The organism is Catenulispora yoronensis (genome assembly GCF_039531695.1).
Classification (GTDB): Bacteria; Actinomycetota; Actinomycetes; order Streptomycetales; family Catenulisporaceae; genus Catenulispora; species Catenulispora yoronensis.
Window position 1 is genome coordinate 204849 of sequence record NZ_BAAAQN010000004.1, and the last position, 26991, is coordinate 231839.

The 26991-nt window shown below is 68.3% G+C and carries 21 protein-coding genes and 1 pseudogene; 9 read left to right on the top strand and 13 right to left on the bottom strand.

All coding sequences use genetic code 11. From position 1 onward, the window contains the following. Positions 1–68 precede the first annotated feature (68 nt). Positions 69–2087 (bottom strand): M3 family metallopeptidase, encoded by a 2019-nt coding sequence (locus ABD481_RS04935; protein ID WP_344664301.1) that lies wholly within the window; start codon positions 2085–2087, stop codon positions 69–71. A 168-nt stretch (positions 2088–2255) separates the two neighbouring features. Between ABD481_RS04935 and ABD481_RS04940 the strand changes: the two genes are divergently transcribed. Together ABD481_RS04940 and ABD481_RS04945 are read left to right on the top strand one after the other, a co-directional pair. After that, positions 2256–2555, top strand: a complete 300-nt coding sequence (locus ABD481_RS04940; RefSeq protein ID WP_344664302.1) for a DUF6191 domain-containing protein — start codon at positions 2256–2258, stop codon at positions 2553–2555. A 244-nt stretch (positions 2556–2799) separates the two neighbouring features. Next, positions 2800–4320 (top strand): hypothetical protein, encoded by a 1521-nt coding sequence (locus ABD481_RS04945; protein WP_344664303.1) that lies wholly within the window; start codon positions 2800–2802, stop codon positions 4318–4320. 118 nt (positions 4321–4438) lie between these two features. On the opposite strand, the gene ABD481_RS04950 is transcribed toward ABD481_RS04945, so the two are convergent. Continuing rightward, positions 4439–4696 carry a hypothetical protein gene (locus ABD481_RS04950; RefSeq protein ID WP_344664304.1) on the bottom strand — a complete coding sequence of 86 codons (258 nt, stop codon included), beginning with the start codon at positions 4694–4696 and terminating at the stop codon, positions 4439–4441. A gap of 12 nt (positions 4697–4708) precedes the next feature. Between ABD481_RS04950 and ABD481_RS04955 the strand changes: the two are divergent. Further along, a pseudogene (locus ABD481_RS04955) lies at positions 4709–4876 on the top strand (ATP-binding protein); the annotation flags it as partial. Positions 4877–4900: 24 nt separating this feature from the next. Here ABD481_RS04955 and ABD481_RS04960 read toward each other — a convergent pair. The 4 genes from ABD481_RS04960 to ABD481_RS04975 all read right to left on the bottom strand — a co-directional run bounded on the left by ABD481_RS04960 (position 4901) and on the right by ABD481_RS04975 (position 8975). After that, the gene (locus ABD481_RS04960) at positions 4901–5335 is read right to left on the bottom strand and encodes a hypothetical protein (RefSeq protein WP_344664305.1); all 435 of its coding nucleotides are present in this window, start codon (positions 5333–5335) and stop codon (positions 4901–4903) included. A gap of 773 nt (positions 5336–6108) precedes the next feature. Further along, positions 6109–6444 carry a transposase gene (locus tag ABD481_RS04965; protein ID WP_344664306.1) on the bottom strand — a complete coding sequence of 112 codons (336 nt, stop codon included), beginning with the start codon at positions 6442–6444 and terminating at the stop codon, positions 6109–6111. 568 nt (positions 6445–7012) lie between these two features. Continuing rightward, the gene (locus ABD481_RS04970; protein ID WP_344664307.1) at positions 7013–8449 is read right to left on the bottom strand and encodes a hypothetical protein; all 1437 of its coding nucleotides are present in this window, start codon (positions 8447–8449) and stop codon (positions 7013–7015) included. 130 nt (positions 8450–8579) lie between these two features. After that, positions 8580–8975 carry a hypothetical protein gene (locus ABD481_RS04975; protein ID WP_344664308.1) on the bottom strand — a complete coding sequence of 132 codons (396 nt, stop codon included), beginning with the start codon at positions 8973–8975 and terminating at the stop codon, positions 8580–8582. Between the two features lie 132 nt (positions 8976–9107). Here ABD481_RS04975 and ABD481_RS04980 point away from each other — a divergent pair, with 132 nt between their 5' ends. Beyond that, positions 9108–11747: an AAA family ATPase gene (locus ABD481_RS04980; RefSeq protein WP_344664309.1), complete on the top strand. Its 2640-nt coding sequence runs from the start codon at positions 9108–9110 to the stop codon at positions 11745–11747. Positions 11748–11815: 68 nt separating this feature from the next. Here ABD481_RS04980 and ABD481_RS04985 read toward each other — a convergent pair whose 3' ends face one another. Continuing rightward, positions 11816–12742, bottom strand: a complete 927-nt coding sequence (locus tag ABD481_RS04985; protein ID WP_344664310.1) for a tyrosine-type recombinase/integrase — start codon at positions 12740–12742, stop codon at positions 11816–11818. 724 nt (positions 12743–13466) lie between these two features. Next, the gene (locus tag ABD481_RS04990; protein WP_344664311.1) at positions 13467–13736 is read right to left on the bottom strand and encodes a hypothetical protein; all 270 of its coding nucleotides are present in this window, start codon (positions 13734–13736) and stop codon (positions 13467–13469) included. Between the two features lie 489 nt (positions 13737–14225). Between ABD481_RS04990 and ABD481_RS04995 the strand changes: the two genes are divergently transcribed. After that, complete coding sequence (locus ABD481_RS04995; protein ID WP_344664312.1) at positions 14226–15332, top strand: hypothetical protein; 1107 nt, start codon at positions 14226–14228, stop codon at positions 15330–15332. A gap of 203 nt (positions 15333–15535) precedes the next feature. Here the strand turns inward: ABD481_RS04995 and ABD481_RS05000 are convergent, their stop codons facing one another. After that, the gene (locus ABD481_RS05000) at positions 15536–17272 is read right to left on the bottom strand and encodes a ricin-type beta-trefoil lectin domain protein (RefSeq protein ID WP_344664313.1); all 1737 of its coding nucleotides are present in this window, start codon (positions 17270–17272) and stop codon (positions 15536–15538) included. Positions 17273–17281: 9 nt separating this feature from the next. On the opposite strand from ABD481_RS05000, the gene ABD481_RS05005 reads away from it, so the two are divergent. The 3 genes from ABD481_RS05005 to ABD481_RS05015 all read left to right on the top strand — a co-directional run bounded on the left by ABD481_RS05005 (position 17282) and on the right by ABD481_RS05015 (position 20365). Beyond that, complete coding sequence (locus tag ABD481_RS05005; protein WP_344664314.1) at positions 17282–19114, top strand: hypothetical protein; 1833 nt, start codon at positions 17282–17284, stop codon at positions 19112–19114. A 162-nt stretch (positions 19115–19276) separates the two neighbouring features. After that, positions 19277–19729 (top strand): carboxymuconolactone decarboxylase family protein, encoded by a 453-nt coding sequence (locus ABD481_RS05010; protein ID WP_344664315.1) that lies wholly within the window; start codon positions 19277–19279, stop codon positions 19727–19729. A gap of 213 nt (positions 19730–19942) precedes the next feature. Further along, entirely contained in the window at positions 19943–20365 is a 423-nt protein-coding gene (locus ABD481_RS05015) for a VOC family protein (protein WP_344664316.1), read from the top strand. A 2-nt stretch (positions 20366–20367) separates the two neighbouring features. Here ABD481_RS05015 and ABD481_RS05020 read toward each other — a convergent pair whose 3' ends face one another. The 4 genes from ABD481_RS05020 to ABD481_RS05035 all read right to left on the bottom strand — a co-directional run bounded on the left by ABD481_RS05020 (position 20368) and on the right by ABD481_RS05035 (position 24548). Then, on the bottom strand, positions 20368–21726 hold the full coding sequence (locus ABD481_RS05020; RefSeq protein WP_344664317.1) for a S1 family peptidase: 1359 nt from the start codon (positions 21724–21726) through the stop codon (positions 20368–20370). A 139-nt stretch (positions 21727–21865) separates the two neighbouring features. Continuing rightward, positions 21866–22396: a permease gene (locus ABD481_RS05025; RefSeq protein ID WP_344664318.1), complete on the bottom strand. Its 531-nt coding sequence runs from the start codon at positions 22394–22396 to the stop codon at positions 21866–21868. A 172-nt stretch (positions 22397–22568) separates the two neighbouring features. Continuing rightward, a complete protein-coding gene (gene trpS / locus ABD481_RS05030; RefSeq protein ID WP_344664319.1) occupies positions 22569–23837 on the bottom strand; it encodes a tryptophan--tRNA ligase in 1269 nt (422 codons plus the stop codon). Positions 23838–24053: 216 nt separating this feature from the next. After that, positions 24054–24548 carry a GNAT family N-acetyltransferase gene (locus ABD481_RS05035; protein ID WP_344664320.1) on the bottom strand — a complete coding sequence of 165 codons (495 nt, stop codon included), beginning with the start codon at positions 24546–24548 and terminating at the stop codon, positions 24054–24056. 346 nt (positions 24549–24894) lie between these two features. Here ABD481_RS05035 and ABD481_RS05040 point away from each other — a divergent pair, with 346 nt between their 5' ends. Then, complete coding sequence (locus ABD481_RS05040) at positions 24895–26601, top strand: putative bifunctional diguanylate cyclase/phosphodiesterase (protein WP_344664321.1); 1707 nt, start codon at positions 24895–24897, stop codon at positions 26599–26601. The last annotated feature ends 390 nt before the right edge of the window (positions 26602–26991 follow it).

The following is a 26991-nucleotide window of genomic DNA, read 5'->3' on the forward strand; positions in this document are numbered from 1 at the left end:
GCTCTGACCGGCTGCGGTTTCACCCGCTTCTGGTGCTCTGCTTGCTCTGCTGTAGGCGCTCTCCCCTCCTACAGGCCGATGTCGCGCAGAAAGGCTTCATTGGACGGGTCGCGACCGAGGAAGTCACGGACCATCGTCACCCCGCCGACACTGCCACCGCGCTCCAGGACGGTACGGCGGTAATGTGCGCCGGTGGCCGGGTCGAGCGGGCCGGCTTGCTGGAAGCGGGTGTACATGTCGTCGCCCAGTACCTTCGACCAGAGGTAGCTGTAGTAGGCAGCGTCGTACCCGAACAGGTGCGTGATGCCGGATTGCAGGTGGGTACCTTCGACGTAGGCGTCGCCGTGCTGTGCGTACACCCGTGCGTAGGTCGCGGTGCTGTCGCCGCTGTAGCCCGCCGAGTGGTAGGCCGCATCGAGCGTTGCGAAGGCCAGCTGCTGCATGGTCAGCACTCCCGACGCTGCGGTCTTGGCGGCAGCCAGCCCGTTCAGCAGACGGTTCGGCATCGGCTCGCCGGTTCGGTAGTGGCGGGCGAAGCTGCCCAGGACCGCCGGTTCCCAGCACCAGTGTTCGAGCATCTGCGACGGTGCCTCCACGAAGTCGATCTCCGTTTCGGCACCGGAGTGCCGCAGGTGTTCGGCGCGGGCGAGCACTTCGTGGAGCACGTGGCCGAACTCGTGGAAGAGAGTGACAAGTTCGGCGTGGCGCAGCAGCGAGGGTGTGTCGGCGCTCGGGCGGGTGAGGTTGGCCAGCATCACCGCGACCGGCTGCTGCCAGGACCCGTCCGCGACCCGCCGTCCCGGTCGCAGGGCGAGGGCCATCGCGTGCTTGTACTTGTCCGGCCGGGGATACAGGTCGAGGTGGAATCGGCCGAATGGCGCGCCGCCTGCGCTGCCCGCGCCACCTGTGGCCTGCGTGGCCTGCCTGGCCTGCGCGGCCTGCGTGACCTGCGCGGCCTCGACCACGTCGAAGGTGCGTACCTCCGGGTGCCAGACAGAGGCATCCGTCACTTCCTCGAACCGGACCCCCAGCACGGCGCCGATCGTCGCGAACAGCCCTTCCAAGCAGGCTTCCAGCGGGAGGTACTGCGCGGCCTCGGCGTCGTCGAAGGCATAGCGTGTCTGCTTGAGTCGGCTGATGGCATAGGGCTGCTCCCACTGGGGCATCTCCCGCGAGCCGCCGGCCTGCACGTTGGCCTCCGCCATCTCGGCCAGGTCGGCGACGACCTTCGGCGCTATCCGGGCGCGTAGATCGTCCAAGAACACTGCGGCGACCTCAGGGGTCTTCGCCATCCGCGTTTCCAGGACATAGGCAGCCCAGCAGGAGTAGCCGAGCATTCCAGCAATCTCCTGACGCACCGCGAGAGCACGTTCAAGCCGAGCGACGTTCTCCACGCCGCCCTTGCGCAGGTTCTTCTCCAACAGTTCACGTCGCCGCTCGGCGGAACGCGCCTCGCACATGAAAGGCCAGTACTCGGGGTTGTCCAGCGAGACCCAGTAGCCCTCCCCGACCCGCTCAAGCCCTTCGATGAACGTCTCGGACAGGCCGTCGAGCTCGTTCCGGTCAACGACTATGCCGTCGCGCCAGCCCGCCAGGGTCGCTGCGAACCCGGAACCAAGCTCGACCAGCTCGTCGAGGAGCGTCCGCAACCGGTCGCGCTGAACCGTCGGCAAGTCGATCCCGCTGCGCTGGAAGCCGCGGAGCAACTCCTCCAGCAGCCGGGCGTCAACCTCGGATAGCGCCGCGGCGCGCGCGTTGTCCTTGTACTCGTGGACGGCCTGAAACACCTGCTCATCGAGGCCGATGCCGATCATGTGCTTGTCGAGTCGTTCACCCCACACCTGGGATGCCGCGCGCAGTCCCTCCCCGGGGGCAACTTCTGCAAGAAACCCCCAAGCCGCGCGGGCCTCCTTCACCGCCGCGCGCGCCTCCTCCAGAGCCAGCACCGTGTTTTCGAAGGTGCGCTGCCCACTCGGAATCGCGACCAGCTCGGCAATACGGGCATCGCAATCCTCGACTGCGGCACGACACGCCTGGGCCAACTCGTCGGGCGTGACGGTCGAATAGTCAGGAAGCTCACAGGCCATGCGCGGCACCCTAGCCCTAACCTTCGACAAACATCGCCTGATTATCTGCGCCCATATCCGCATGCTGCAATGCTTCTGGCAGCAAGGCCAAGACCTGTTGGACCCTAGCCCAACACCGGGCACTGAGCAGGCAGCGGACCAATTCGACCCCCGGGAGGGAGCACGGCCATGCTGGGCCCCGCATCAGGCTACCTACTGACCGCAGCTGCGGTCCTGACCGTCGCCGCGTACCTCTACCGCATCCTGACACGACGCGACCGCGGCACGCCGGAGAAGGCGATGTCGATCGTCATCGGCGAACTCGACGGACTCTTCTCACCCGGCTCGATCCACTGGCAGCAGGAGAAACAACGAATCGCGATGATGCGAGACAACCCCGAATCCGGCGACCCACCCTTCGGACCGATCGACTTGGTCTCCGGGAAGGTCGTCATCCGGCAGCCGACCGAGGAGCCCGCTGCGGAGTAGAGCGCAGGCAACGAAAGCCGAAGCATTCCGCGACGTCGGTCTGCAGAAGCCCCGCGCCGAGATCTTACGTGCACTGTTCGAGGACCCCGGCGCCTACCCCGCGTCCTTCGACAAGGACTTCGCTCCGCCCGCACAGATCATGGCCGGCCGGGATCCGCTCGGCGAGGCGATCACCCGGCTTGATCGGCGTGGTACGCCTTGAAAGCGGATGGCCGTCCGGTCGCTGTTCGGGCAGGGTTCTCCCGTGCAGCATGCTCTCCTTGGACTGGCCGAGAACGCGGCGCTACCTCCCGAACTGATCGACCGACTCATCTTGGCCGCGGACGCATACGCGGACGCAGACCTTGCCGAGGCCCTTGCCGTTCGACCAGACCTCAGCGATGCGCAGACGGCCACGCTGATGCGCTTCGAAGCTGCTGCCATACGGTTCGCCCACGAGGGGCGCCTCACGATTGACAGCGTCGATCCAGCGGCGCGGCCGCGGGTGGCACTCGCCCTGCTCGAAGAACGTTCTGGCCGGCCGGAGTGGGCGTACAGCCTTGCCGCCGATCCTCGGGCGGATATCCGGGAGAGGCTGGCGGCCTGCCCGGCACTGCCGCACGAGGTGATGCGGACGCTGGCGTCGGATCCGGATGTCCGGGTGGCCGCAGAGCTCGCGAGCTGGGCGCCGACGGACATCGCCACCCAGCTCGCGGCACATCCGCATGCCGATGTTCGTCGCTCGGTGGCGGCCAACGAAGCAACACCACCTTCGGTGCTGGCGTCTTTGCTGACCGGCGACGGGCTGCCGCCGGCACTCTCATGCGCAGTGTGCGACCAGGAAACGGTCCCTTTCGTTCACGACCCGAACTGCGACCGGCGTGACTGCTCGCTCCCGCCGGGGGCGGCATGCGATAGTTCCCACCAGTCCACCGTGTTCGAGATCCAGCAGATGGCCCTACGGAACCCGGCCACGCCGGTCGACGCGGCCACGGCCTTCGCTGGTCATCCTTCGATGCTGATACGCGTGGAGCTCGCGGCCCGCGTGGATCTGCCCGCGCAGGTGTACTCGCGGCTTGCTCAGGACCCTGTGCCGTGGGTACGCGCGACCATCGCTGAGAACCCCACGATCGACGAGAACCTGATGCGCGCCCTGGCCGTAGATCGCGGCCACGATGTCCAACGCCGACTCGCCCACAACCCACACGTGCCGCTCGACGTGCTGTCGGACGTCTCCACCACCACCAAGATCGGCTCCACGCTGTTGCCCCGTATCGCGTCGGCGACTCCGCGCGAAGTCGAGGAACTGGCCACATCCGCGAACCCGAGCATGCGGATGCTGCTCGCCCAGCGACGAGACCTGCCACCACACGTGCGTGACGCGCTAGCCGAGGATCCCGACGCGAAGGTGGTCAAGTCGATCGCACCGCATCCGGGACTGTCCGACGTCCAGCTCCGCACGATGGTCACACGCCACGGCGGCCGGGTACTCGCGAAAGTCGCCGCCAACCCGGACGCCACCGCGAAGCTCCTGGAAGACCTCACGCAGCACCGGCCGGCGGTCCAGAAGGCGCTCCGCGAGGTCGCCCTGCACCGCAACGCAACAGCCGCAGCACTGCTGGCCTGCCTCGCCAACCGCCAGGCCAGGCCATTGGCCGCCCGCCACAGCGCCCTGCCGCCCGAGGTGATCGTAGGACTTCTCAGCGACGAGGACTGGCAGGTGATGGAAGCCGCGGCGGCCAATCCGTCGCTGCCGCATTCCGCGATGTCAGAGTTGATTCCCTGACTGAGGCCAGTCCATGGGCAGACGGCTCAGCTCACGCGGAACAACACTCGTGGCTCCAAGTCGAGGCGGTCGGCGATGCCTCGCGCCTGTGCCGCGTTGTACTTCGCCCCAAGCCGTTTCACGCGTTGAGTTCCCACTCCAGGCTGAGGCGCGGAATGCCAGCGCGGTCGAGGAGTGTGTGAAGCTTTACATCGGACAATGCCGGGTTGGCGGCGGCGGCCTCCGCTAGTTCCTCATCTTCAAGCAGCGTTGCTATCAGATCAGGAGGCAACAGCGGGTTGCTGGCGACGGCCCGCCGAACGCGCGTGTCGCTGTCGTCGATCATGGCGATTGGCGGTTCGTCGAGCGTGGTGTCAGCCGCTGCCAGGGCGCGCACTTCCGGGTCTTCGCCATCGCCTCCAACGAGTCCTTCTCCGGCTGGGCCAAGACCTTCACCGACCCGCGGCTGTGCGCCGCGATCGTCGACCGGCTCACCTTCGGCAGCAACATCATCGAAACTGGCACTGACTCCTACCGCCTGGCCCAGACCCTCGCCGCCCAGAAAGCCGCCGGGTGATCGCCCTTCTGGGCGGCGAGGCGGCTACACGCCTGTCTCACGTACCATCAAGTCTTCAACGGTGCCGTAGAGATCGCCATTGTCACTGATCACCAGGGCATCTTGATCCAAGGGCACGGGCAGCTGACGCAGCCCGGTCAATAGCTGGCTCAGCGGTCGGCCGGCTGCGATCAACGCTTCGGAGCGGCAGTAGACAACGACCAATTGGAAGCCATCAACGGACCGCGCCAGCCGTCCCCTGAGGAACCCTCCATAATCGGGCTCATCATCAAGGATATATTCGTATCCACGCGGGACGTTCTTGCGATGCGCGTCCTTGGCATCAAACAGCGCACCTTCCGGAAAGATCCAGAATACGAACTCAGGCGCCGCATGCGTGAAGTCCTTGACGGCGTTGCGTCGCCCGCGGACTCGCCCAGCAAGGAACCCGAACCGCTCCGCAGCGACATCACGGGCCACAGACCCGACAGTGATCATGCGGGCTGGTCGCCGACACGTGGAAGAGTCATGCGGCCGTTATAGCAGCCGTCTCGTGCAGCCCACCTCGAATTTCCCGCCCACCCGCACCAGGGCAGATCGACCCCCCACCCAAAGGTGGGACCAAAACTCGTTCTCGATCAAGTGGCCTCAAGAGCAAGAGTGGGGCAAACACCCGCTCTCAAACGAGTCCGACTCTCGTCCCTGGAATCAGTCATCGTGACAGTGATTGTCGGGCCGTGTCGAAACCGGAACGATCGTTTCAGGAAAACATGGGAGCTGAGTTCGAGCCCATTCATGCGTCCAAGTCAGCGAGTAACGCCAGCTTCATCCAGGTACCTGTGCATGACTTCCGCAGGGAGTCCTGGGTTGCTCAATGCGCGCAGGGCGATCTCCAGTGGCAGGGCGGGATGCGCGGCCGCCATCCCACGTACGCGGCTGTCCGAGTCGTCCAACAGCCGGACGACGCAATCAACTAGGAACTGTGCGGGGTTCGGATCATGTGGTTGAGGTGAGGAGTTTCAGCCACATGATCGAGGCTCGGAGGTGGAGTCCGGCTTCGTAGCTCTGCGGGGACTTGTCGTAGCGCGTGGCCAGGCCTCGCCATGTCTTGATCTTCTGGAAGCAGTGTTCGACGGTGTTGCGATGCTTATAGAGGTCCGGGTCGAAGGCGACCGGCCGACCGCCGGCTGAGCCCTTCTTCTTCCGGTTGGCCTGCTGATCGGTCTTCTCGGGATGACCGCTGTGATCCGGCGCTAACGCAGGTAGGACCGGTTGGCTTTGGACGAGTAGGCCTTGTCCGCCGCCACCGCGCCGGGGCGGGTGCGCGGTCGGCCGACCGGCCCGGGAACCCGGATCTTGTCCAGGACCGGGATGAGGCGCCGGCAGTCGGCAGCCTGCCCGGGAGTCAGCACGAAAGCCAGCGGCATCCCGGCCGCGTCGACCTTGCTGCTCAGCCCGCCTCGGGACCGCCCGAGCCCGGCAGCCGCGGCGCGGGCTTTGCGACGTCGCCGTGTCGCGGCACGATCCTCACCCGGCGACGCGTCCTGGACGTCCGCACCAGCTGTGGCCTGCGACGCACCACCCGCCATACCGGCGGCTGATCTTTTCCTCGGTCAGAGCCTGTTCCAGAGCATCCAGGGTCTCCCCGGCGATCGTCAGCCCGGCTGACTCGTGATTGGCTCGGACGATTTCCGATCGGGACACCGACCGCGGCAGCCAGGCGGGACCCGGCCCGGCCGACCGGCGCCAGCCCGATCCGCTCGAGCATCGTGCGAAGCCGCAGCGTGCAGCGGCCGTACCGGAACATCAGGCCCCGGATTCGCTCGACAAACATGCAGCGCGAGCACGCCGCCACCTCGCAGACGAACCGCCAGGTACCCGGAAGCCAGCTTTGAGCTTCGACGTTATTCAGCATCGTTGTTTTCTCCGAATGAGAACACTGCGATTCGGCGTCACAGGTGGAATCACCCGATTTCTCGGTGAAGTCCAGCTGGCCTGTAAGGGGATCTGTCAATCTAACTGCACAGTCCTAAGACAATCGGCAACCGGACCGGTCTACAATACGCTGGTGGTACTGGTCGCCGCCGCAGGCCACATACGGCCAGTCCGGGATGAACCCGGCTGGCCGTATGTGGCCTTTTGTATGGCGGCGTGACGTCAGCTGATTTTAGGCAGTTCCATGCTGCTGTTGCCGGTCAGGCTTGGGTGGACGTCCACGGTATCGAAGGCGAGGATGCCGGAGTTGATATAGAGCTCGGTTCGGTGAGCGAACGCGGTTCCGTCTCCGTACTCTGACATGCAGATGTGCAACGGCATCCATGAGGTCGTCGGCAACGTCGGGTAGTTCTTCGAGGCAATCGGGGAGTAGCCGTTGCGCAGATCCCAGAACGCGAAGCTACCCGTTGCGGGCGAACTGAATGCGGAAGCGACCTGGGCACTGAAGCAGTACTCGGTGAGGGAGCTCGTGAAGTCCTGGTAGGTGCTGTGGCCGGGTGTGGCGACACCTTCGCCCGCACCGTCATGTGGATCGATGCCTGTAACCCCCGGGCCATAGCTGGTAACGACGGTCGGGGCGATGGTGTTCCAGTAGGCGGCGTTGGCGTCGAGTCCGCCGTTGCCAACGACGCTGAGATGCACGTCGACTGCGTCGGCGATGACGGTGGGTGCTCCCGCGTCGGGCTTGATCTCGACCCGTATCGTCGACCGGCTTGTCGTGGCGGCTACGCAGGCCGACACCGGGGTCCAGGTGGAGGAGGAGGGGAGGTTGGCGAACCGGTCCTGTGAGTAGTCGTAGGTGTTTGTCCCCAGCAGGGTGATCTGGAAGAACCCGTGAGCGCCGGTTGCCGTGGCCTGAGTGGCCAGCTGGGCGCTGGCGCATACGGTCGTGCCAGCGCTGACGACATAGGGGATGTCCTGGTATATCCCGCCGACTGCCGCAGTGGTGTTGGTTGCCACGAACTGGGTACCTTCCCAGGGCGTGCCTGCGGCGCCATTGGTATAGGTGGCGTAGGCACTGTTCGGGAATAGCGACCAATATGCGAATCCGTTGTTGAAGCCGCCGTTGCGGGCCAGGTCGATATGGGTGTCGACGTCGTCGACACCGATCGTGGGCCCGCCGGCGATCGGTGAGATTTGGATTCGGAACCAGGTGTGGCTGATGGTGGCGGTGACGCATGTGCCGATTTGTTGCCATTGGTTGCCGTTCGGCAGTGAGGTGACGTTCTTGTCGGATGACTCGGTGGTGCCGCCGCCCATGAACAGTGCGATGTCGGCGCCGCCGCCTGTTGCCGTGCCGACGGTGACGACCTCCGCGGTGGAGCAGAGGGTATCGCCGACGTTGATGGTCATGTTGTGGTCTTGGTAGATCGAGCCGCCGGCGCTGGTCGCGGTGACGGCCGCGAATCCCCCTCCGGAGTAGGGGTCGGTGGCGGTGTCGCCTGTGTGGTCGGTGACCACGGTGACGCTGGGCAACGTCGTGCCCCAGTGGAAGAGGTATGGCCATGGGGTGGCTGCCGCCTGGGGGGCCGGAATGACCGTCAATGCCACAACCACTGCGGCCACCACGGTTGAGACGAGCGTTCGCGTCACCTTCATGCGTATGCCTTTCCGATAGCGAATCTCAAGGTCTGTTTATGGCGCACACCCGTTGCTGTCCGGTGACAGTATTGCTCCGCAAGGTCGCCGACTTTCAACAATCTCGGGTGTTTACATACGTGCATAAAGGTCAAAGCGGGAAGGCCCGGAACTCCTCGAAGCGGCTGCTTTGGCATATCTTGAAAACTGCGAAGAACTTGATCAGTCGAAGTCGCACGGATGAGTCGAACCTGGCCGCCGCGTCAGCCAGCAGCGTCCTCTCCAACTGGTCGAGCGCCTCAACCGAGCTGTCTCGCACATGCACGGCGATCGAGCCGAACGCCTCCTGGTCTGACATCTCCAGCCAGCTGTTGATGATGACCATGTCGTTCATTCCTTTGACGAACTCTCCGACCCCGACCATCAACTCTGTAAAGAAGCCCATGCTGTTTGACCTCTGCCCTTCCTCTTCGCCGTCGTCGCGACCTGCCAGCCCCAGCTGACGGGCCCTTGCGGCTGCCCAAACCTGCAGGTTCATCGTCTCCATGGAGTAGGCGGTGGTCGAGCGGTCGGATTACCGGAGTATCGGGTGTGGATACTCCTGTGTCTGCGGTTCCTACTCCTGTCGACCCCGAGCCTCCCTTGTCGGGCGCAGGTTGCGTTACTAGCGTTAAGCCTCGTGGTGAGGGGATGGCCGTTCACCGGGCGCACGGCTGAGGTTGCCGACGCGCTGGCCGGGCTGACTCGCACGGACATGCGGGGCGTGTTCATCGGCGGCCCAGCTGGGATCGGCAAGACTTGCCTGCTCAAGGCGGCACTTGCTCGGCTCGCGGCCGACCAGACCCGCATTGTCCGCGTGTATGCCACCGCGGCCACGTCCGCGAGCAGCTTCGGAGCGGTCAGGCCGCTCACCGGTCAGCGGCCGCTGACCGGGTTGGATCCTGCGGAGATCATCGAGCTTTTGCTTGCCCGGCTCCGGGACGGAGATTTGGGCAGCGCCACCGTGCTTGCCATCGACGATGTGCACCTGCTGGATAGGTTCAGCGCCTCGTTCGCGTACCGCGCGGTCGTGGAGGGGGCGGCGATTTTGGCCGCCACGTATCGCACTGGTGAGGAGCTTCCGGATCTTGTCGGCAAGCTGCGGCATGACGACGCGGTGGCGGTGATCAGACTCGGTGCTCTTGCCCCCACGGCCACGGCGGCCGTTCTGACCGAGGTGCTGGGCGGTCCGGTACAGTCACGGAGCGCAAGTGACCTTCACCGCTTGGCACAGGGGAATCCCCTGTTGCTGCGTGAGATTGTCGACAGCGCAGACGGCCGCGCTGGCTTCGAGCTGCGTTTCGGGTTGTGGTGCTGGAGTCCGACGGCTGCCGTTCTTGAGGCCGGCCCCGCCCGGCAGATCGAGGCCCGCCTGGCTGGCCTTCCCGCCCGGGTGCGGGAGGTTGCCGCACTCGTCGCGCTCAGCGAACCGCTGGAATTGCCGATCCTGCTTCAGATTGTGGGCTCGGACACCGTGGAACTTGCCACCCGCGACCGTGTCATCCGGACTGTCGCGCTGAACAACCGCACGGACGTCTACCTGGAGCACCCGTTGTACGGCGAGGTAATCCGGCTCAGACTAGACGGCGACGGAGTCCAGACCAACCGGCTGTACGGAACGCTTGCCAACGCAGTTGAGGATCTCCGGTTCGGCGTCAGCAGTGACGCGCTCCGGACGGCGACCTGGCGACTGAGGTCCGGAACGCCCCCCGATCCCGATCTCATGGTGGCCGGAGCGCGTGCCGCCTATGGGCGGTACGAAGTGCCACTAGCAATCGAGCTCGCCAAGGCTGCGATCGCGGGTGGTGCTGGATTCGACGCCGTCGAGGTGCTCGCCGCCTCGCACGCGGTGAGCGAGGATCCGATACGTGCCCTCGAGGTCCTGGCCGAAGCCCGCCCTGGTCTGACGAACAACGACGAGCGGATCAGGGCGGCCCAGACGGAAGCCGTCGTCCGCTTCACGAGGCTGTATCAGTCCAGCGCCGACGACGCACTGCGGCAGGAAGGCTTAAGCGTCCCGCGATCCGAATCGCGGGTCGCGCTGCCGATGGCCGCCGCCATGCTCTTTTGGACCGGTCGCGTCAAACGGGCCGTAGCCGATACCTCGCTGCTGGCAGAAAGCGACGCGCTTTCGCCCGCCGCGCGTTCCATCGCGACCGCTATGGCTCTCGCCATGAAGGCATATATGGGTGCGGGGGAGGACTGCCTTGAACACGTCGCGTCGCTGCCGACACCCACGGATGCCGACTGGCAGGAACTGCCCTACGCACAGGCCGCAGGTGCGTTTGGCCGCTGGGTACCGACACTGGTCACCGCGACCGTGGTGCGAAAACTCCCCGACGCCCCCTCCGCCAATGCCCTCTACTTCCCCCTGCACGACGGGATCGTCACCCTGTCCAGGGCGATGGCCCACCGCATGGCCGGAAGGGTGCAAGATGCTCGCCGAACCTGCGTCGAGATGCGCCTGAACGGCGACACCGGCTCCATCTACGCCTCCGCCTGCATGGCCGAACAAGCTCAAAGCACCGCCCTGCTGGGCCTGGCTGAAGAGGCGGCCGAGGCACTCGCCGACGCGGACCGTCGACACCAGCCGACGATGAATGCGATGTATCCGTGGATCGAACTTGCCCGGTCTCAAGTCGCCGCAAGCCGGGACGGTGCTCAAGCAGCGTTCCCTATCATCGATACGCTATTGGCTCGGTTGCGAAGTGACGGTTTCACGGGCCTTGAAATCCATGCGCTCCTCGCCTCTGCGCGCTTCGGACTGGCCGAAGATGGAGACATCGAGCGGCTGGCAGAGCTCCGCGAAAAGATCCCCGGAAGCTTTCCCGTCGCCGTCCACGAACATGCACTGGGCTTGTCCACCAGCGATACCACCCACCTTCTCAGGGCGGCATCCATCTATCAGGCCCTGGGCCTGGACCTTCACGCAGCAGAGGCCACATCTCAAGCCCTTGCCATCTCAAGGATGCGAAGATCCGCGGGAACCGGCGATCTTGCGAACCGCGTGGCATCGATGCTTGAACACTGCGATACCGTACGCACACCAGCGCTGACCTTCACGATCCCGCGGCTCACCCCCTTCCAGACCGATGTCGCCACCCTGGCCGCCGCTGGCCAAAAGACCCCGGTGATCGCCGGGAGCCTCGGGTACACGAACAGGCATATCGAAAACACTTTGTATGACATCTACCGGGCACTCGGAGTATCAAGACGCAGCGACCTTGCTGGGGTGCTCCACCTTTTCGACCTGGTCGCTAGCTTGGAAAGCTATCCCTGATTGTGCGTATCACAGCGATATCTTCTTCCGGTGAGCCGACGTCAATCCGGCTGCCTGGCAACATCAAGTCACAGCAGCCCGTCGCCGGGATGTTTGTCCCAGTCACGGTCGGGTTCGTAGTAGTTCCAGAAGGCATTGGAGCCGCGGGTCCAGCGGCCGTGTTCGGCGATCGCCGCGGCGTCGGCGTCTTTGCGGGCCAGCGCGGTGGTGACGAAGCCGCGGCGGGTCGAGTGGCCGGTGTAGCGGCGGAGCCCGGCATCGTCGAGGGGATCGGCCGGCGGCTTGTCGAGTCCGGCGGCGGCTGCGGCGGCGGTGATGATCGCAGCGATGGCCTGTCCGAACAGGCGGCGCCGACGTTGCCGCGCCGATCCACTCGCACGAACAGCGGGCCGGCGTGTACCCCCTTGCCAGCCAAGTAGACGGTCCAAGCACGCACCCGCCCGGCGCGGGCACAGCTCCGGATTCCTCCCGGCCGGGACCCTGACGACCACGCCCTTGGCGGCCTGGTCGGTCTTGGAGGCGCGGACCGTCACCCGCAGCCCGTGCGCGGCGTCGCAGACGTCGGCGATGTTCAGCGCGGCGATCTCGCTACGGCGGGCGGCCATTGCCCAGCCCAGCAGAATCACCGCCCGGTCCCGCAGCCCGGCGGCGGTGGACAGGTCCAGCGTGGCGACCATGGCGCGCAGGTCCGGCGGGCAGCAGTCGGGCCGGGTGGGGCCTCGGGGTCGGCGGCGCGTTTGCCGAGCCCGGTCGACGATCACCCGGCGGGCCGCCAGGGTGCCCGGGCTTTGATCACCGGCTGCGCAGTGCATCGCCACAATCGCGGCCAGGTGGGCGGACAGGGTAGATTCGACCAGGGCCCGGTCGGCCAGGTGGTCCATGTACGCAGCGAGCGTGGCCGCGGTGGCGGGTCGGTCGACGCGGCCCACCTCGGCGCACCAAGCGGTGTACTGCCGCCAATGGGAGGCGTAGGAGCGGCGGGTGTTCTCCGCCACGGACCGGGTGATCCTTACGGCAGCCGAGTCCGGCAGGACGTGATCCTGCTCCGTCCATACCGGCTCAGCGTTCGCTGAGAGCGATTCTGCGGCTGGCGCCGGATCGCTCGATGTTGGCATCGCCGTCGGAACCCGCTATGGGACAACCGCCGACGCCGCCGGAAGGGCTGCGGGGGAGGGGTCCGCGTTTTCGGTCTTGGTCACGAAAAGGGCCTCTTTCGTGACCGAGACAGAGGTCGACGACGCCGCTTGCGAAGACGGGATCGTCGGCCCACAGGGCATGCGCCACTGGCACGCCGATGCAGTTTGCCGGGCCTTTGACCTGCTGCGTGTCAGTGGGATGCGGTTGCTACTGACGGCCGGGTGCGGCCCTCAGCGTGCTACCGGGCTCCGCAACGCTCTGACCTCGTGGATGGCATGACCTGCGATTTCCTCACTGACAACGAGGTGCAGCATCGCAGTTTGTCGAGCGCACCAATGTTTGCCTTGCATCCCCACCGCCCGTCCCCCACGCTCAGCCCTCCGCATAACATGCATTATGCGGAGGGCATTGACTTGCATTGCATTACAGAGTTGCATTGCGTTTCATGACACGCAAGGTATTGAAATGGTTTGATGGAGGCGATGACGGCAGACGGCTGCCAAGCCCGTGCCGGAAGGGACGGAGCGCGTGGACTGCTGTAGCGGTGGACTGCTGTGGAGCGTCGGTTGCTGACAGGCGCGATCAGAACGGGACGTTCACGCCCAGGTCGCGGAGCGTGGTGATGGCCTGGGACAGGCAGGCTGCGGCGGTGGGGGCGTCGGCGCGCATGCCGGCTTGGAGTGGGCCGCCGCTGGCGGCGAAGGTCCAGTGGGGGCGGCCTTCGGCCAGGCGTAGGGCGTCTACGCGGAGCATGGCTCCGATGCCTTGTTCGCCCAGCCATTCCAGGATTAGCAGTGCCACTTCGTCGATGCCGGTGGGGGGCTCGTTCTGGCCGGTGGCTTCCCTGGTCACGGCGCGACCCTATCGGTGCCGGGTGCGGTGTGGGTGTGGCTCGGGCGTTGGTGCGGTTGGTGGGGTGGGGCTTTGGGGTGGGGCTGTGGGTGATGGATTGCGGTGCGGAGGCGGCGTGCGGGTGTCGGGACACGGGGGTGAACCGTGCGGTGCGGTGCCCGGCGGATGCTGTGTGTCCGGGAGGATGGGGCTGTGAGTGATGAGTTGAGTTCTGGCGCGCGGCCCTTGTGCAAGTTCGAGCGGCTGGGGCGGTGTTCGCGGCCGGTGAAGGAGACGTTGCCGGGGAGTCGGGGGCGGCGGCATGAGTACTGCGATGATCCTGGGCACAATGCTGTGACGTTCAATCGGGCGCGGAAGTCTGCTGCCAGGGCTGAGGCGGCGGCCGGTAGTGCTGTGGCGGCGGGGGGCGTTGTCGGGGCTATCGGGGCTGGCGGTGCGGGGAGTGGAGCTGGGATCGGGGGCGGCGGCGTCGGAGTGGGTGGTGGGGCGTTGCCGGTCACGGCGGCGCGCGCCGGGTTCGAGGCCTCGGGGGTGTCGGTGGCTGCGACGTTGCGGCAGTTGGGTGCGCAGGTTGATCTGTGGTTGGAGCGGGCTGAGGCGATCACTGATCCGGAGAATGTGGAGCGGCAGCTGCGGTCGGTGGAGTTGGATGCCGCGGCGCGGGTTACGGCTGCTGAGCAGGTTGCGGCTGCGGAGGCGGCGCGGCGGGCGGAGGCGGAGCTTGCTGTGCAGGCCGCCAATGCGGGGGCTGAGCAGGCCGCTGCTGATGCGGAGGTGGCGCGGGAGGCGTTGGACGCCGCGGTCGTGGCGCATGCTGAGCAGGAGCGGCGGCTGCGGCAGGAAGCTGATGAGGAGCTGGCGCGGGTACGGGAGCAGGCCGAGGCGGCGGTGACGGCGATGCGGGAGCAGGCGCGTAAGGAGATCGACGCTGCGCGGCGCGATGCCGAACAGGCCACCGAGCTGATGAACCGCACCAAGGCCGAGACCGCGTTGCAGTTGGAGACGGCACGTGAGCAGGCCGAGCTGGTGCGTCAGGCTGCCGAGGCCCGGATCGCCGCGGCGGAGGGTAAGGCCGCGAGCGCGATCGTGGAGGCTGAGGCGGCGACGCAGCGGGCGGCAGCGGAGTTGGAGGCCGTGCGGGCCAGCCTGACCGCGCAGATGCAGACGGCGAAAGCCGATGCCGAGGCTGCGCACGCCGCCCGCGTCGCCCAGTCCGAGCGGGCTGATCGCGAAGCGGCGGCGAGGCAGGCCGAGGCGGAGCGGGCGGCGCGCGCCGAGGCTGCTGCGGAGGGTGCGGCGGCGCAGTTGGAGCAGGCGATGGCGCGGGCTCAGCAGGATGCCGTGACGTTGGCGGCCGAGCGGGAGGCACGCCGGGAGGCGGAGTTGCTGGCGGCCTCGTTGAGGGGAGAGCTGGCTGCTGCGGAGCGGGAACGGGACACGGCCGGCGGGGGTAATGGCGGCAGCGGCGGTAGTGGTAGTGGTAGCCGCGGCAGTGGCGACGGGAGCAGAGGCGGGGGCGGAGACGGAGGGGCGCGTGTGCCTGGTGGGCGGCGGCAGGAGGACGTCGCCCACGCGGGGAACGTGGAGGGCGGCTGATCCAGGTAGAGGGTCAGAGAGGTCGGGAGGACCCGTGTGGTTTGGCCGCTTGGCGCGCGTGACATCGCGGGCCTGGTGAGCGAGCGGGTTTCGTGGTGACTGAAGGTGGTGGGGTGCTGCGCGGATTTGGATGAACAACCGCGCAGCGCCCCACCGTCGTTTACAGCGTCAGCAATGCATTACCGCGATGCGGCTGCGGTATCTCACACCGGCAGCGCCCAAGCCTGGTTTGCCTGGTGGCTCCCGCATGTCCACGTGTCCAGCTTCGTGCTGTTGGCCGTCCCGCCCCCGTACACGTCCAGGCACAGCCCTGAAGCGTCGCTGGTCAGCGTCCCGTCCGCGTGCGCGGTCCAATGCTGCGCGGTCGTGCCGGCACAGGTGGAGATCACCACCGAGCTGCCCGCCGTCGTGCCCGACGCCGTCAAGCACTTCCCCAGCGACTGCACGCTGCCGTCCCCCGGGCGCGTCCACGCCTGGTTCGCGGTGCCGCCGCAGCTGTAGAGGATCACCGCGGTGCCGTTCGCGCTGCCGCTGCCGGAGACGTCCATGCACTTCGCGCCGTTGCCGACGATCTCGCCGGTCGGGATCGCGGCCGCGCAGCCGGTGGCCGGGGTCAAGCGCCAGATCGCGGTGCCGTGTGCCGGGATCGTCGCGGACAGGGTGCTGGTGCCTGTGGTGGTGGTGCCGGTCCACAGGTCCTTGGCGGTGGCGGTGCAGTTCGGCAGTCCGATCGAGGACAGGGTCGTGGTGACTGTCTGAGCCGCCGAGCCGCGGTTCAGCACGGCCACGGCGCGGTCGCCGTTGGACAGCGGCTTGGCCAGGACGTCCAGGGTGCCGTTGGTGGACACCACGCCTGCCTGCCGGCCGGCGGTGTCCTGGTCGACGGCGACGATGTCGGTGTTGCCCAGGGCTGCCAGGCCGGCGCTGGACAGGGCGCTGACGTCGGAGGACAGGATCAGCGGGGCGCTCATCATCGCCCACAGGGCGACCTGGCTGCGGGACTCGTCGGCGCTCAGGCCGGGGTCGCCGGCGATGAGGAAGTCCGGGTCGTTCCAGTTGCCGGGGTGGGCGTAGCGGGCGATCCAGCGGTTGTAGCCGTAGTTGGACATGACCGAGGACCAGCGTGAGGCGTTGGGGTTGGAGGCGCTGTAGGTGGCGACGTCGTAGCCTTCGCGCCACAGCTGCCCGTACTGGCCGATCCAGCCCAGCACGTCGAACCAGGTCGGGTTGCCCCACTCGCCGCTTTGGAAGTAGGCGGGCGCCGACTCCGAGAACACGATCGGGCGGCCTGCCGAGGCCAGCGCGGTGGCTTCGGCGCTGTAGGCGTTGCGGTAGGCCTGCTCGGTGGTTTGGCCGGAGGGCACGTAGACGTTGCAGCCGTCCAGCTTGAGGTAGTCCACGCCCCAGGAGGCGAACGTCGCGGCGTCGTGGGCGAAGTGGTCGGCGCCGCCGCCCTGCGGCTGGCCGCTGCCGGGGTAGCCGCCGCAGGTGGAGGAGCCGGCGTCCTCGTAGATGCCGAAGTTCAGGCCCTTGCTGTGCAGGTAGTTGCCGAGCCAGGCCATGCCGTGGGGGAACTTCGTGGAGTCGGCGACCAGGGTGCCGGAGGCGTCGCGGGAGCCGGCCATCCAGCAGTCGTCGACGGTGACGGTTTTGTAGCCCTTGGCCGCCAGTCCGGAGCTGACCAGCGCGTCGGCGTTGGCGACGACGATCTGCTCGGTCACCGAGCATTCGTAGTGGGCCCAGTCGTTCCAGCCCATCGGGGGTGTCGCGGACAAGGCGGCGGCTGGGGTCGCGGTGGTAGTGGCGGCGGACGCTGCCTGGGTCGACGCTGTCGAAGCCGTCACCGCATGCGCGGCTGTCGATGTCAGTGGCAGAGCTGCCAATGCGCAGGCAAGCGCGGTGATGGTGAGCTTTCGGATACCGGCAGGGGGAGATGACACAGTGCCTCCTTGCTGATTCTTGAGAGATCTGCGGGGCGCACGCCGTGCATCAGCACACTGCCGATGCTCGAAAGTGTCAAGGTTCAGTGTCATCCGCACAGATCCGATCACGATCGCGGCGGTGGCACGCGGGGTCGAAACGCCGTTGCCGACGGCACTACGCTTAAGCCCCGACGCATCGGACGAGGGTGGGGAGACAGACGGGTGTCGTCGACGTCGGCGGTCGCCGTACTGGCGCAAGGGCTGCGGGACCTCAGGGATTTCGCGGAAGGGCCGGACGGGGCGGAGCTGAGCGAAGCCACCGGCCTGAGCGAGCAGCAGATCGAGGAGGCGCTCGGCGGCGAGCAGCTGCCGACCCGGGAGGTGACGCTGGCCCTAGTCGGCGCCTGGGAAGGCGACGTCGAGGCCTGGCGCGCGTACTGGACGCAGATCGCGCAGCTCGCACGGGGCGGGGGTGAGGTGCGGGCCGGGAAGAAGCAGACGGTGCCGGTGGCGCCGGAGCCTTCGATTATTACGGCGTTGCCGGCGCGGGAGCCGGGGACGGAGGTCGCGGCCGAGGGCCCCGACAGCGCTGGGGAAGACGACGGCGAGCGCCGAGAGTCTGCCGAGGACGATGAGGCGGAGGACGAGGTCGGATCGGCGGAGGCTCAGGACGCGTCGGGCGATCAGATATCCGAGGTAACGGCGCGTTCAGCTGGGCAGCGGGGTTCGGCCGGGGTCGGCGCGCAGGAGCAGACGAGCGATGTCGACGCCGAAACCGGTGCTCAGGAGCATGCGGCCGACGCCGACGCCGAAGATGAAGATGAAGCCGGGACCGGAGCCGAATCTGGCGAGCATTCGGCCGACGCCGGAGCCGAATCCGGTGCTCAAGAGCATGCAGCCGGCGCTGACGACAAGCCGATCCTCAGCACAGTTGTGCTGACCGCTGCCGGATCCTCCCCCACGCCGCCGGAGCAGCCAGCCTCGGCCACCGAAGGATCCGCGCAGTCCGCGCCAGTACCGCAGGCAGCCGGTACCGAGCAGCAAGCCTCAGTCGTCGACGAATCCGCGCCGGTTGCCCAGCCGGCCGGCGCCGAGCCCCCGCCGTTCGGCCAAGCGGGCTCTGGCGCCGAGCCCCCGCCGAAGAAGAACACGCTGGCGCGCGTCCTGGTGCCCATGGCCGTGTTCGTGGTCGGTGTGGGTGTCGGCGCGTTCGGTGATCACGCTCTCAACTCGAAGAATTCCGCGAGTGCGGCCACGGCGTCTGTGCCGACCGCTGCTCAGAGTTCGTCGAGTGCGGCAGCTACGCCCGGTCGTAGTTCGCAGTCGCCTTCGGCGTCTGCTGGTGGGGTGGGGTCGTCGAGTTCGGTGGCGACGCCGGGTGGTTCGAGTGGTTCCTTCTCCTCGTCGTCGGCGAGTGACGATGGTGATTCGGCGTCGTCCTCGGGGCCGTCGTCGAGTGCCTCGTTGTCCTCGTCGTCGGGGTCGACGCTGGGGTCCTACTACCGGATTCAGTTGGCTTCCGGGTACAGCGTGGATTTCTTGAACGATCCCAACCATCCGGTATCGGGTACGGCGAACGGGCCGGACAGCATGGGGTTCTTCGCCACCAGTTTCGTGGACGGCAAGTTCTATGCCGACCAGGTGGCGATTCTGGACTCGGAGGAGACCGGTAGCTACACGGCCTGTCGCAACGACACCCGCTATCAGCACGATGTGCCGTTGTCGCAGGTGTCGGCGGGCAGCGGGTTCTGTATCCACACCGAGACCGGGCATTTGGTTTTGGTGACGGTGCGGCGGATGCCCTCCAGTACCGATGCGAATCCGTATGCGGTGGTGGATGTGACGGTGTGGCAGAGCTAGTACGGCTCTGACCTGCGTGAATAGGGCTGCGGCGCCGGATGTGACCCAGGTCACGTCCGGCGCTGTCACATTCGGCGGCGCCTGGGAGTCAGAGAGGCGGCGGACCAACGGGTCCGAACCCGTATGAATCATCTCGAAGACTCGTTAGAGGGAGCAGTACTGATGCAGGCGCGTATCGCGAACCCGGCCATGATTCTGGACGCCGGCGGGGCTGTGCAGGAGCTGTACAAGTCGGTGTACAAGGGCGGGGTGTCGCAGACGATTCTGGAGCTGGTGCATCTGCGTGCCAGCCAGATCAACGGGTGTGCGCCGTGCGTGCTCAGCGGCTTGTCGAGCCTGCGCAAGGCTGGGGAGTCCGAGGAGCGGATCGGGCTGGTGTCGGCGTGGCGGGAGGCGCCGTTCTTCACCGAAGAGGAGAAGGCGGCGTTGGCGTTGACCGAGGCGGCGACGCGGATCGCCGACGGTGCCGACGGGGTCAGTGACGCGGTGTGGGACGGTGCGGCGCAGTTCTTCGACGAGAAGCAGTTGGCGGCGATCGTGATGATGATCGCCGTCACCAATCTGTTCAACCGGTTGAACGGCCCGACGCGGCAGGTCGCGGGCCAGGCCTGGTAGAGGGAGCGGGGAGTCGGGGCGGGCTCGGGCGACCTGGTGACCGGCGAGGCAGAGCGGGCGGGGGCGGCGGGGGGAGTCGGGCACCTCACTGCCGGTGTGTCTTCCGGCCTGGCCGTTCCGCCGGTAGCGTGCGCACGTCGACGCAGAGCCGGCCTTTCGTCGACGCAGAGCCTTTCTACGCCGCCTGTGCAGGAATGCAGGGAGGAGCGCCGCATGCCCGAGCTTTCCGGCTGGTCGCACGTGTCGTTCTCGGTCCGCGACCGGGATGCCAGCGTCCGCTTCTACACCGAGGTGCTGGGGTTCAAGACCCTGGCCGTGACGGACAAGTCCGACTGGTTGCAGACGCTGTTGATCCATCCCACCGGGGTGTGTCTGGCGCTTCAGCAGCACACCGGCAATTCCGGTGAGGCGTTCCACTTCGCTCGGACCGGCCTGGACCATTTCGGGTTCGGGGTGGGTTCGGTGCAGGAGCTGGAGCGGTGGGAACAGTGGTTCGGCGAGGTCGGTGTGGCGCATTCTCCGGTGCGTCACACCGACCTCGGGCAGTTCGTCAGCTTCGAGGATCCTGACGGCATCCAGCTGGAGCTGTTCTACAGTCCCCTGACCGCCGCCCAGGGGGGCCAGAGCCAGGGCTAGGGCTAGGGGTTCAGGAGCGTGGAGACGATCCTGGAGAGTCTGCGCGCTTCCTCGATCAGGCGGCCGCTCATTTCGGGATCGTTGGGCATCCTGGCGAACTTTTGGATCTCGTCGCGGAGCGAGTTCGGAACTTCGAGGCTTTCGGACAGGTGGAACAGGGCGTCCCGGTGGTCGGAGAGGTCGACGTCGCCGCCTGGCGTTGTTCCGGCGTAGGTTCCCTGGTAGGCGACCTGGAACAGCAGCTTTCCGAAGGTGAACCAGGTGAGTCGGCTCTGGACGCAGCGCTGCCGGACGATGGTCTCGACGTTCGCCATCGCGGCTTGGTACGGCGCGAGGAACGCTTGTGCCTGGCTTCGGGAGGTGGCCCGGGAGAAGCCGTGAGCCACTGATCTGAGCGGTTCCACCTCGTCGTCGCGCAGTCCGATCGCGAGCAGAGACTCGACGAACTCTCCCAGGAGCCGGGCGGGGTCAAAAGGGGAACCGAACAGCGGCGCCATGATCAATTTCGAGCCGATGCCGGAGCCGGCCAGGAACAGGCTTCGCCGCAGGTGGCCGCTCGCGGGATCGGTCTCGGCCGTGGGACCGCCCTCATGGGTGCCGGGCCCGGCCGTGCTCAGGGCCGCGTTCAAGTCCTCGCGGCGCCCGGGCAGGCCGATGAGGGCGGCCAGTTCGGCCAGCCGTTCCGGGTCGAGCAGGTCGTACCAGCGTCCGACCCGGGAGGCGGTCAGCCGGCCCAGCCCTTCGCGGCGGTGATGCTCGTTGACCACCGCGATCAGCAGCCCGTCGGCGAACACCGCCGCCCCGGACATCCCCTCCCACGGCGAGCATCCCGGATCAGGGTCGTGCTCGGGTGCCGCGACGGTCCACTCCAGCGTCCCGGCGTACCGGTTGGAATCGGGATGGCAGATACCGGCGGCATGGTGGGAGTCCCGGTACCGCCGCCTCCGCTGCTCGGACTGGCCCGCCCCGGCGGGTTCAAGGCCAGCCACTTCAGGACCGGCAGCACGGTGGTCGTCGTTGAGCTTGAACCGCGGAAACCCCACCGCGTCACAACCCACCGGCCCGGCCGCGTACCCGAACCGCACCGCGGCCACCGAAGGCTCGGCGCCGACCAGCCGCAGCACCGCCACGTCGGCCCGGCCGTCGGCGAACACCGCCTCGCACGCCACTTCGCGCACCCGCCCCGGGGCGTCCACGAACCGCACCGCCACCGCACCACCACCGTGCAACACGTGCTCGGCGGTCAGCACCAGGTCGGAAGCGACCACGTAGCCCGAGCCGAACCAGCGCTTGCCGTCGGCGTCGAGCGCCACGGTCTGCACCGCCCGACCCGCCTCCCACCCGCTGGTCACCGCTGCCATCTCGACCACCCCAAGCCCATCCCCTCGACCACCGCTGGTGCGCGTCACCGTAGAGCTTTGATACTCGCTCAGGTGCCCGATCACCGGATAGCAGGGTTATGCCCCCTCGGCAGGTCTGGCAGGTCAGGCAGGTCAGGCGTCAGGCCGAGGCCTGCGACGGCGCCTTCGGCGCGCGCCCGCGCCGCCGGTAGACGATGACCATCACCACGAACACCACCAGCGCGAACGCCGTCCCGACGCCGGTGGCGCCGCGGAACATCGGGGCGTCAACGTCCATGGTTCGCTGGCCGGCGTGGGCGCCGCCGCCTCCCCCGGCCGCCACGCCGAGCGTCATCAGGTTCGGTGCGGCCAGGATGACGGCCAGGGCGAGCCAGAACACGCGCATCTTCCAGCTCATCTGGCGGCGCATGGTGATCCACAGCAGGCCCAGTGGCACGATCGTGAACACGAAGCCGAAGCAGAAGCCCAACAGTGTTCCGGTGGACATCTGGCCGTTGACGGCGTGGCCGATGCGTTGGGACCACCAGCGGGGAACGTAGGCGGTCGCGGCCAGGTAGGTCAGGACCGCGGCGATCAGTACCAGGCCGATGGTGATGGCGCGGCGTTTGAGGTCCGGGCCTTCGGCGGCCGGGGCGGTGCCGGTGGCCGGGGCTGCGTGGCGTCCGCTCATGGCTTGATGCTGGCATCGGCGTGGGTGCCTCGCTCCTGCTGCTGGGCCGCCCGGGGACGGTCGCGTGGGCGGGCCCACCAGCAGGTTGGGCGACGGCGCGCAGGGCGGGATCGTTCGTGGCGCGCGCCGCCGCAGGGGTGTTCGAAAGCGGGTTCAGTGTTCGAAACCGGGTTCAGTACGCCATTCCCATCGCTTCCCGGACGTGGTGCAGGGTCCTCTCGGCTTCGGCGGTCGCGCGTTCGGCGCCGCGTCGCAGGATCTGCGACAGCATCCCGGTCTCGTGGGCCACTTCGGCGCGTCGTTCCCGCAGCGGCCGCAGGTGTTCGTTGACGGCTTCGGTGGCGTGGCGTTTCAGGGCGGCCGAGCCGCCGTCGCCAATCTGTTCGGCGACGGTGTGCGGGTCCTGGCCGCTGCACAGGGCGGTGATCAGCAGCAGGTTCGACACTTCGGGGCGGGTCTGGGGGTCGTAGGCGATGTGGCGGTCGGTGTCGGTTTTGAAGGCCTTGATGACGGCGGCGGTCTCGTCGGCGGTGGCGCGCAACGCGATGGTGTTGCCGCGGCTTTTGCTCATCTTGGTGCCGTCGGCGCCCAGGATGCAGGGGGCGTCGGAGATCAGGGCGCGGGGTTCGGTGAACACCGGGCGGTAGCGGGTGTTGAACCGGCGGGCCACGGTGCGCGTGACCTCCAGGTGGGGCAGTTGGTCGCGGCCGACCGGGACCAGGTCGGCGTGGCAGAACAGGATGTCGGCGGCCTGGTGGACCGGGTAGGTGAGCATCAGCGCGGACAGCGCGGGGCGGCCGGAGGCGGCGGCCTCGGCTTTGGTGGTGGGGTTGCGTTCGAGTTCGGCCACGGAGATCAGCGACAGCAGCGGCAGCAGCAGCTGGTTCAGGGCGGGGACGGCGGAGTGGGCGAACACGGTGCTGCGGGCCGGGTCCAGGCCGACGGCCAGGTAGTCGGCGACCAGGCCGCGGGCGTGGTCGGCGAGGCCGGCGCCGGCGTCGCGGTCGGTGACGACCTGGTAGTCGGCGACCAGCATGAACAGGTCGGCGCCGGCGTCCTGGAGGCGGACGCGGTTGCGCAGGGAGCCCAGGTAGTGGCCCAGGTGCAGCGGGCCGGTGGGACGGTCGCCGGTGAGGACGCGGATCTGGCGGGCGTCGCCGACCAGTTGGGCGGACAGGTCGGCTTCGGTGAGGAACGCCGCGGTGTCGGTGAGCGGGCCGGGCTCGGCGCCGGCCTCGGTGATCTCGGCGGTTGCAGCGATCTCGGCGGTTGCGGCGGTTGCGGTGATTCCAGCGGTTCCGGTGGCCGCGGTGACAGCGGCGGCGCCGGTGTCCGGCGTGATTCCGGTGGCCGGGGCCATGGCGGCGGGGCCGCCGCCGGTAGCGGGGAAACTTGTGGCCTGGGGCGTGGCCGGGGTGGGTACGTCAACAGTGATGCTCATCGTCGTTCTCCCAACGGGTATCTCACGGAACGGGGGGTCACCGTCGACGGCGCCCGGACCGCCCCGCCCCGCGCGGGGGTCGAGAACAACGAAGGCCGTCCGGATCGTCGGACGGCCTGTCGGCGTGCAGCTGGGGAAGCCGTCCCTAGGACGGCCGCCAGCTGGTGCACGCGAAGTTTTTCACGGGGTGAGGATATCAGGGTGGCTATGGGGCGCTCAAACAACCGGCAGCAGAAAGGTCAGCAGCGCCTTGCCCGGGGCGTACTCCCAGTCCCGTTCCGGGATCCGCTGGAATCCCAGGCGCTCGTACAGCCGCTGCGCGGCCGCCATCTGCGGTTTCGTCGACAGCACCAGGGCGCCGCGGTCCTCGGCGCGGGCCCGGTCCGCGCAGTGCCGCACCAGGGCCTCCCCGACGCCGCGGCCGCGGGCGGCGTGGGCGGTGGCCAGCATCCGGATCTCGGCCTCGACGCCGCGGGCTATGTCGGCGAACTCGCTGCCGGCCACCGTGTAGACGGCGGCGCCGACGACCGTGCCGGCCTCGTCCACGGCCACCAGCTGCCAGGTGCCCTCGGCGGCGTGGCGGGCGGCGGTGTCGCGCAGCCGCGGCAGATACGTCGGCTCGGCCAGCGCGTCGACCTGATAGGCGGTGGCGGTCAGGTCCCCGGCGGCGGCCAGGTCCTGCGGAAGGGCTTCACGAATGGTGATCTGCACAGCCGTTGATTGTGCCCGACCTGCCCGGCCGCGTGCGGGCCCGTCCCGGGGCGTCGGCACCGGTGCCGGTTCGGGCGCCGGTTCAGGTGCCGGTTCAGGTGCCGGTACAGGTGTCCGCGGGCCGCGACGGCGGCTACGGCCGGGCGCGTCGCGGACCCGACCGCGGCTCGACGCGCGCCCGGAGAGTGTGACAGTACGGCCACGATCAGGTGATCCGGGAGTGTGTGCGCCGTCACAGCGCCCCCGGATGGTCCTATGATCGCGCTCGGTAGTCGTTCGGAAGCCGTGCAGGCGGCGGCGCGGGCCGGGTCATCGGTGTCCCGGCCCGCCGATGGAGGTGGTCGCGGTGTCCGGTCAGAAGATGTCCATGGCGCACGCCGACGTGGCCGCGGGCCGCTCGTCCGCGCCGTGGGCCGACGAGCTCACGGGGCTGCCGAACCGGGCGATGCTGGCCCGGTGGCTGGAGGCGCGGACCGGGGCGCGGGCCCGGCCCGGGCAGCGCATCGGGTTGTGCAGCGTCGATCTGGACGGGTTCCGCCAGATCAACGCGCTGCTGGGATTCGGAGCCGGCGACCGGTTCCTGGCGGCGGTCGCGGCGCGGCTGCGGACAGTGCTGGAGCCCGGCGGGCACCTGCTGGCGCGGACCGGCGGCGACGAGTTCGCGGTGCTGGTCGACTACGGCGGCGAAGCCGGGGACGGTGAAGCAGCCGGCGCGGGCGTAGGCACCGGCGCGGGTGCTGGTACTGGCACCGGTGCGGGTGCGGGTGCGGGTGCGGGTGCGGGTGCGGGTGCGGGTGCGGGTGCGGGTGCGGGTGGGAGCGTGGGCACCGGGCTCGGTGCCGGCGTGGACGGGCAGGAGCCGACCGGGCCGACACTGCGAGCGGCGGGTTCGGGCCCTGCCCCCGGCCCTGCTCCCGGCTCGCCCCCCGGTTCCGGAATGGTGGAGCGCGTCGCCGAGCGAGTGCTGGCGGCGTTGCGGGACCCGCTGCGCGTGGAGGGCCGCGACCTGACCGTCACCGGTTCCATCGGCGCGGTCGAGGCCCTGGCCGCCGCCTCGGCGCCGGAGGACCTGATGCGGGCCGCGGATCTGGCGCTGTACTGGGCCAAGGGCGAGGGCCGGGACCGGTGGACCCTGTTCGACGCCGAACGCGCCGGAGCCGACGTGGCCAGGTACCGGCTGGCCGCCGACCTGCCCGCAGCAGTGGAGTCCGGGCAGTTCTACTGCGAGTACCAGCCGATCGTGTCGCTGGCCGACGGCGCCGTCACCGGCGTCGAAGCGCTCGTACGGTGGCGACATCCCCGGTTCGGGGTGGTGCCGCCGGACCGGTTCATCGCGCTGGCCGAGGACTCCGGGCTGATCGTGGAGCTGGGCCGGCGGATCCTGGCCGAGGCCTGCCAGGCCGCCGCGACCTGGCCGGACTCCCCGGGCCAGCCGGCGCCGCCGGTGTCGGTGAACGTGGCGGTACGGCAGTGCCGGGACCCGCGGCTGATGGGTCACGTGATGTCGGCGCTCGCCGACTCCGGGCTCGCGCCGGAGCGGCTGCGGCTGGAGATCACCGAGTCGGCGCTGCTGCCCGGTGACGACGCCGCCCAGGCCACGTTGCGGGCGCTGGCCGACAAGGGGGTGGCGATCGCGGTCGACGACTTCGGCACCGGCTATTCGAACCTGTCGCATCTGCGGCGGCTGCCGGTGCACATCCTGAAGATCGACGGCACGTTCGTCGCCGGACTGGCCTCGGCCTCGGTGTCCGGCGGCGGCCCGGGCGGCGGCTCCGGTCCTGGTACTGGCTCCGGTACCGGCTCGGGCACCAACGCCGGTGTCGGCGGGACGCTCGGCGCCGCGGGCGCGGACGAGCAGATCATCGCCACCGTCACCGCGCTCGGGCACGCGCTGGGCCTGACCGTGACCGCCGAGGGCGTGGAGACCGCCGGACAGCTGGAGACCGTGCGGCGGCTCGGCGTGGACACCGGGCAGGGCTGGCTGTTCTCCCGGGCGCTGCCGGCCGCCGGGATCAGGGATCTGCTGGCGCGCGGGGCGCCGTTGGCCGCCTGAAGGGACTGTCGGAGCCTCTGAGGGAACTGCCGGGACGCCTGCCGAGGCTCCTGAGGGAACTGTCAGAGGCTCCGAGGGAACTGCGGGGACCGGGAAGGAGCCGCCGCCGGGCGAGCGGACTTCGGCGTGGCGCGCGGGGGACGCGAAGAGGACTTCCTTGCACCCAAAGGCCTGATCCTTTGCCGAGCCACTGGCACCGGGGCCCCTCGGCGCGGTCTGATGAGTGTGCCGGCTCACCGAGCCGGACCGTGTTGGACAAGCTCCCCCAGCGACACCGACACTCGAGCGGGCCGTGACCTTCGGACCAGGGTCACGGCCCGTTCGGCTTTCCAGACGCCTCGGTTTTCCTGCCTTGACCGCCCTGACCGCCCTGGCTGCCTTTCCCAGCCT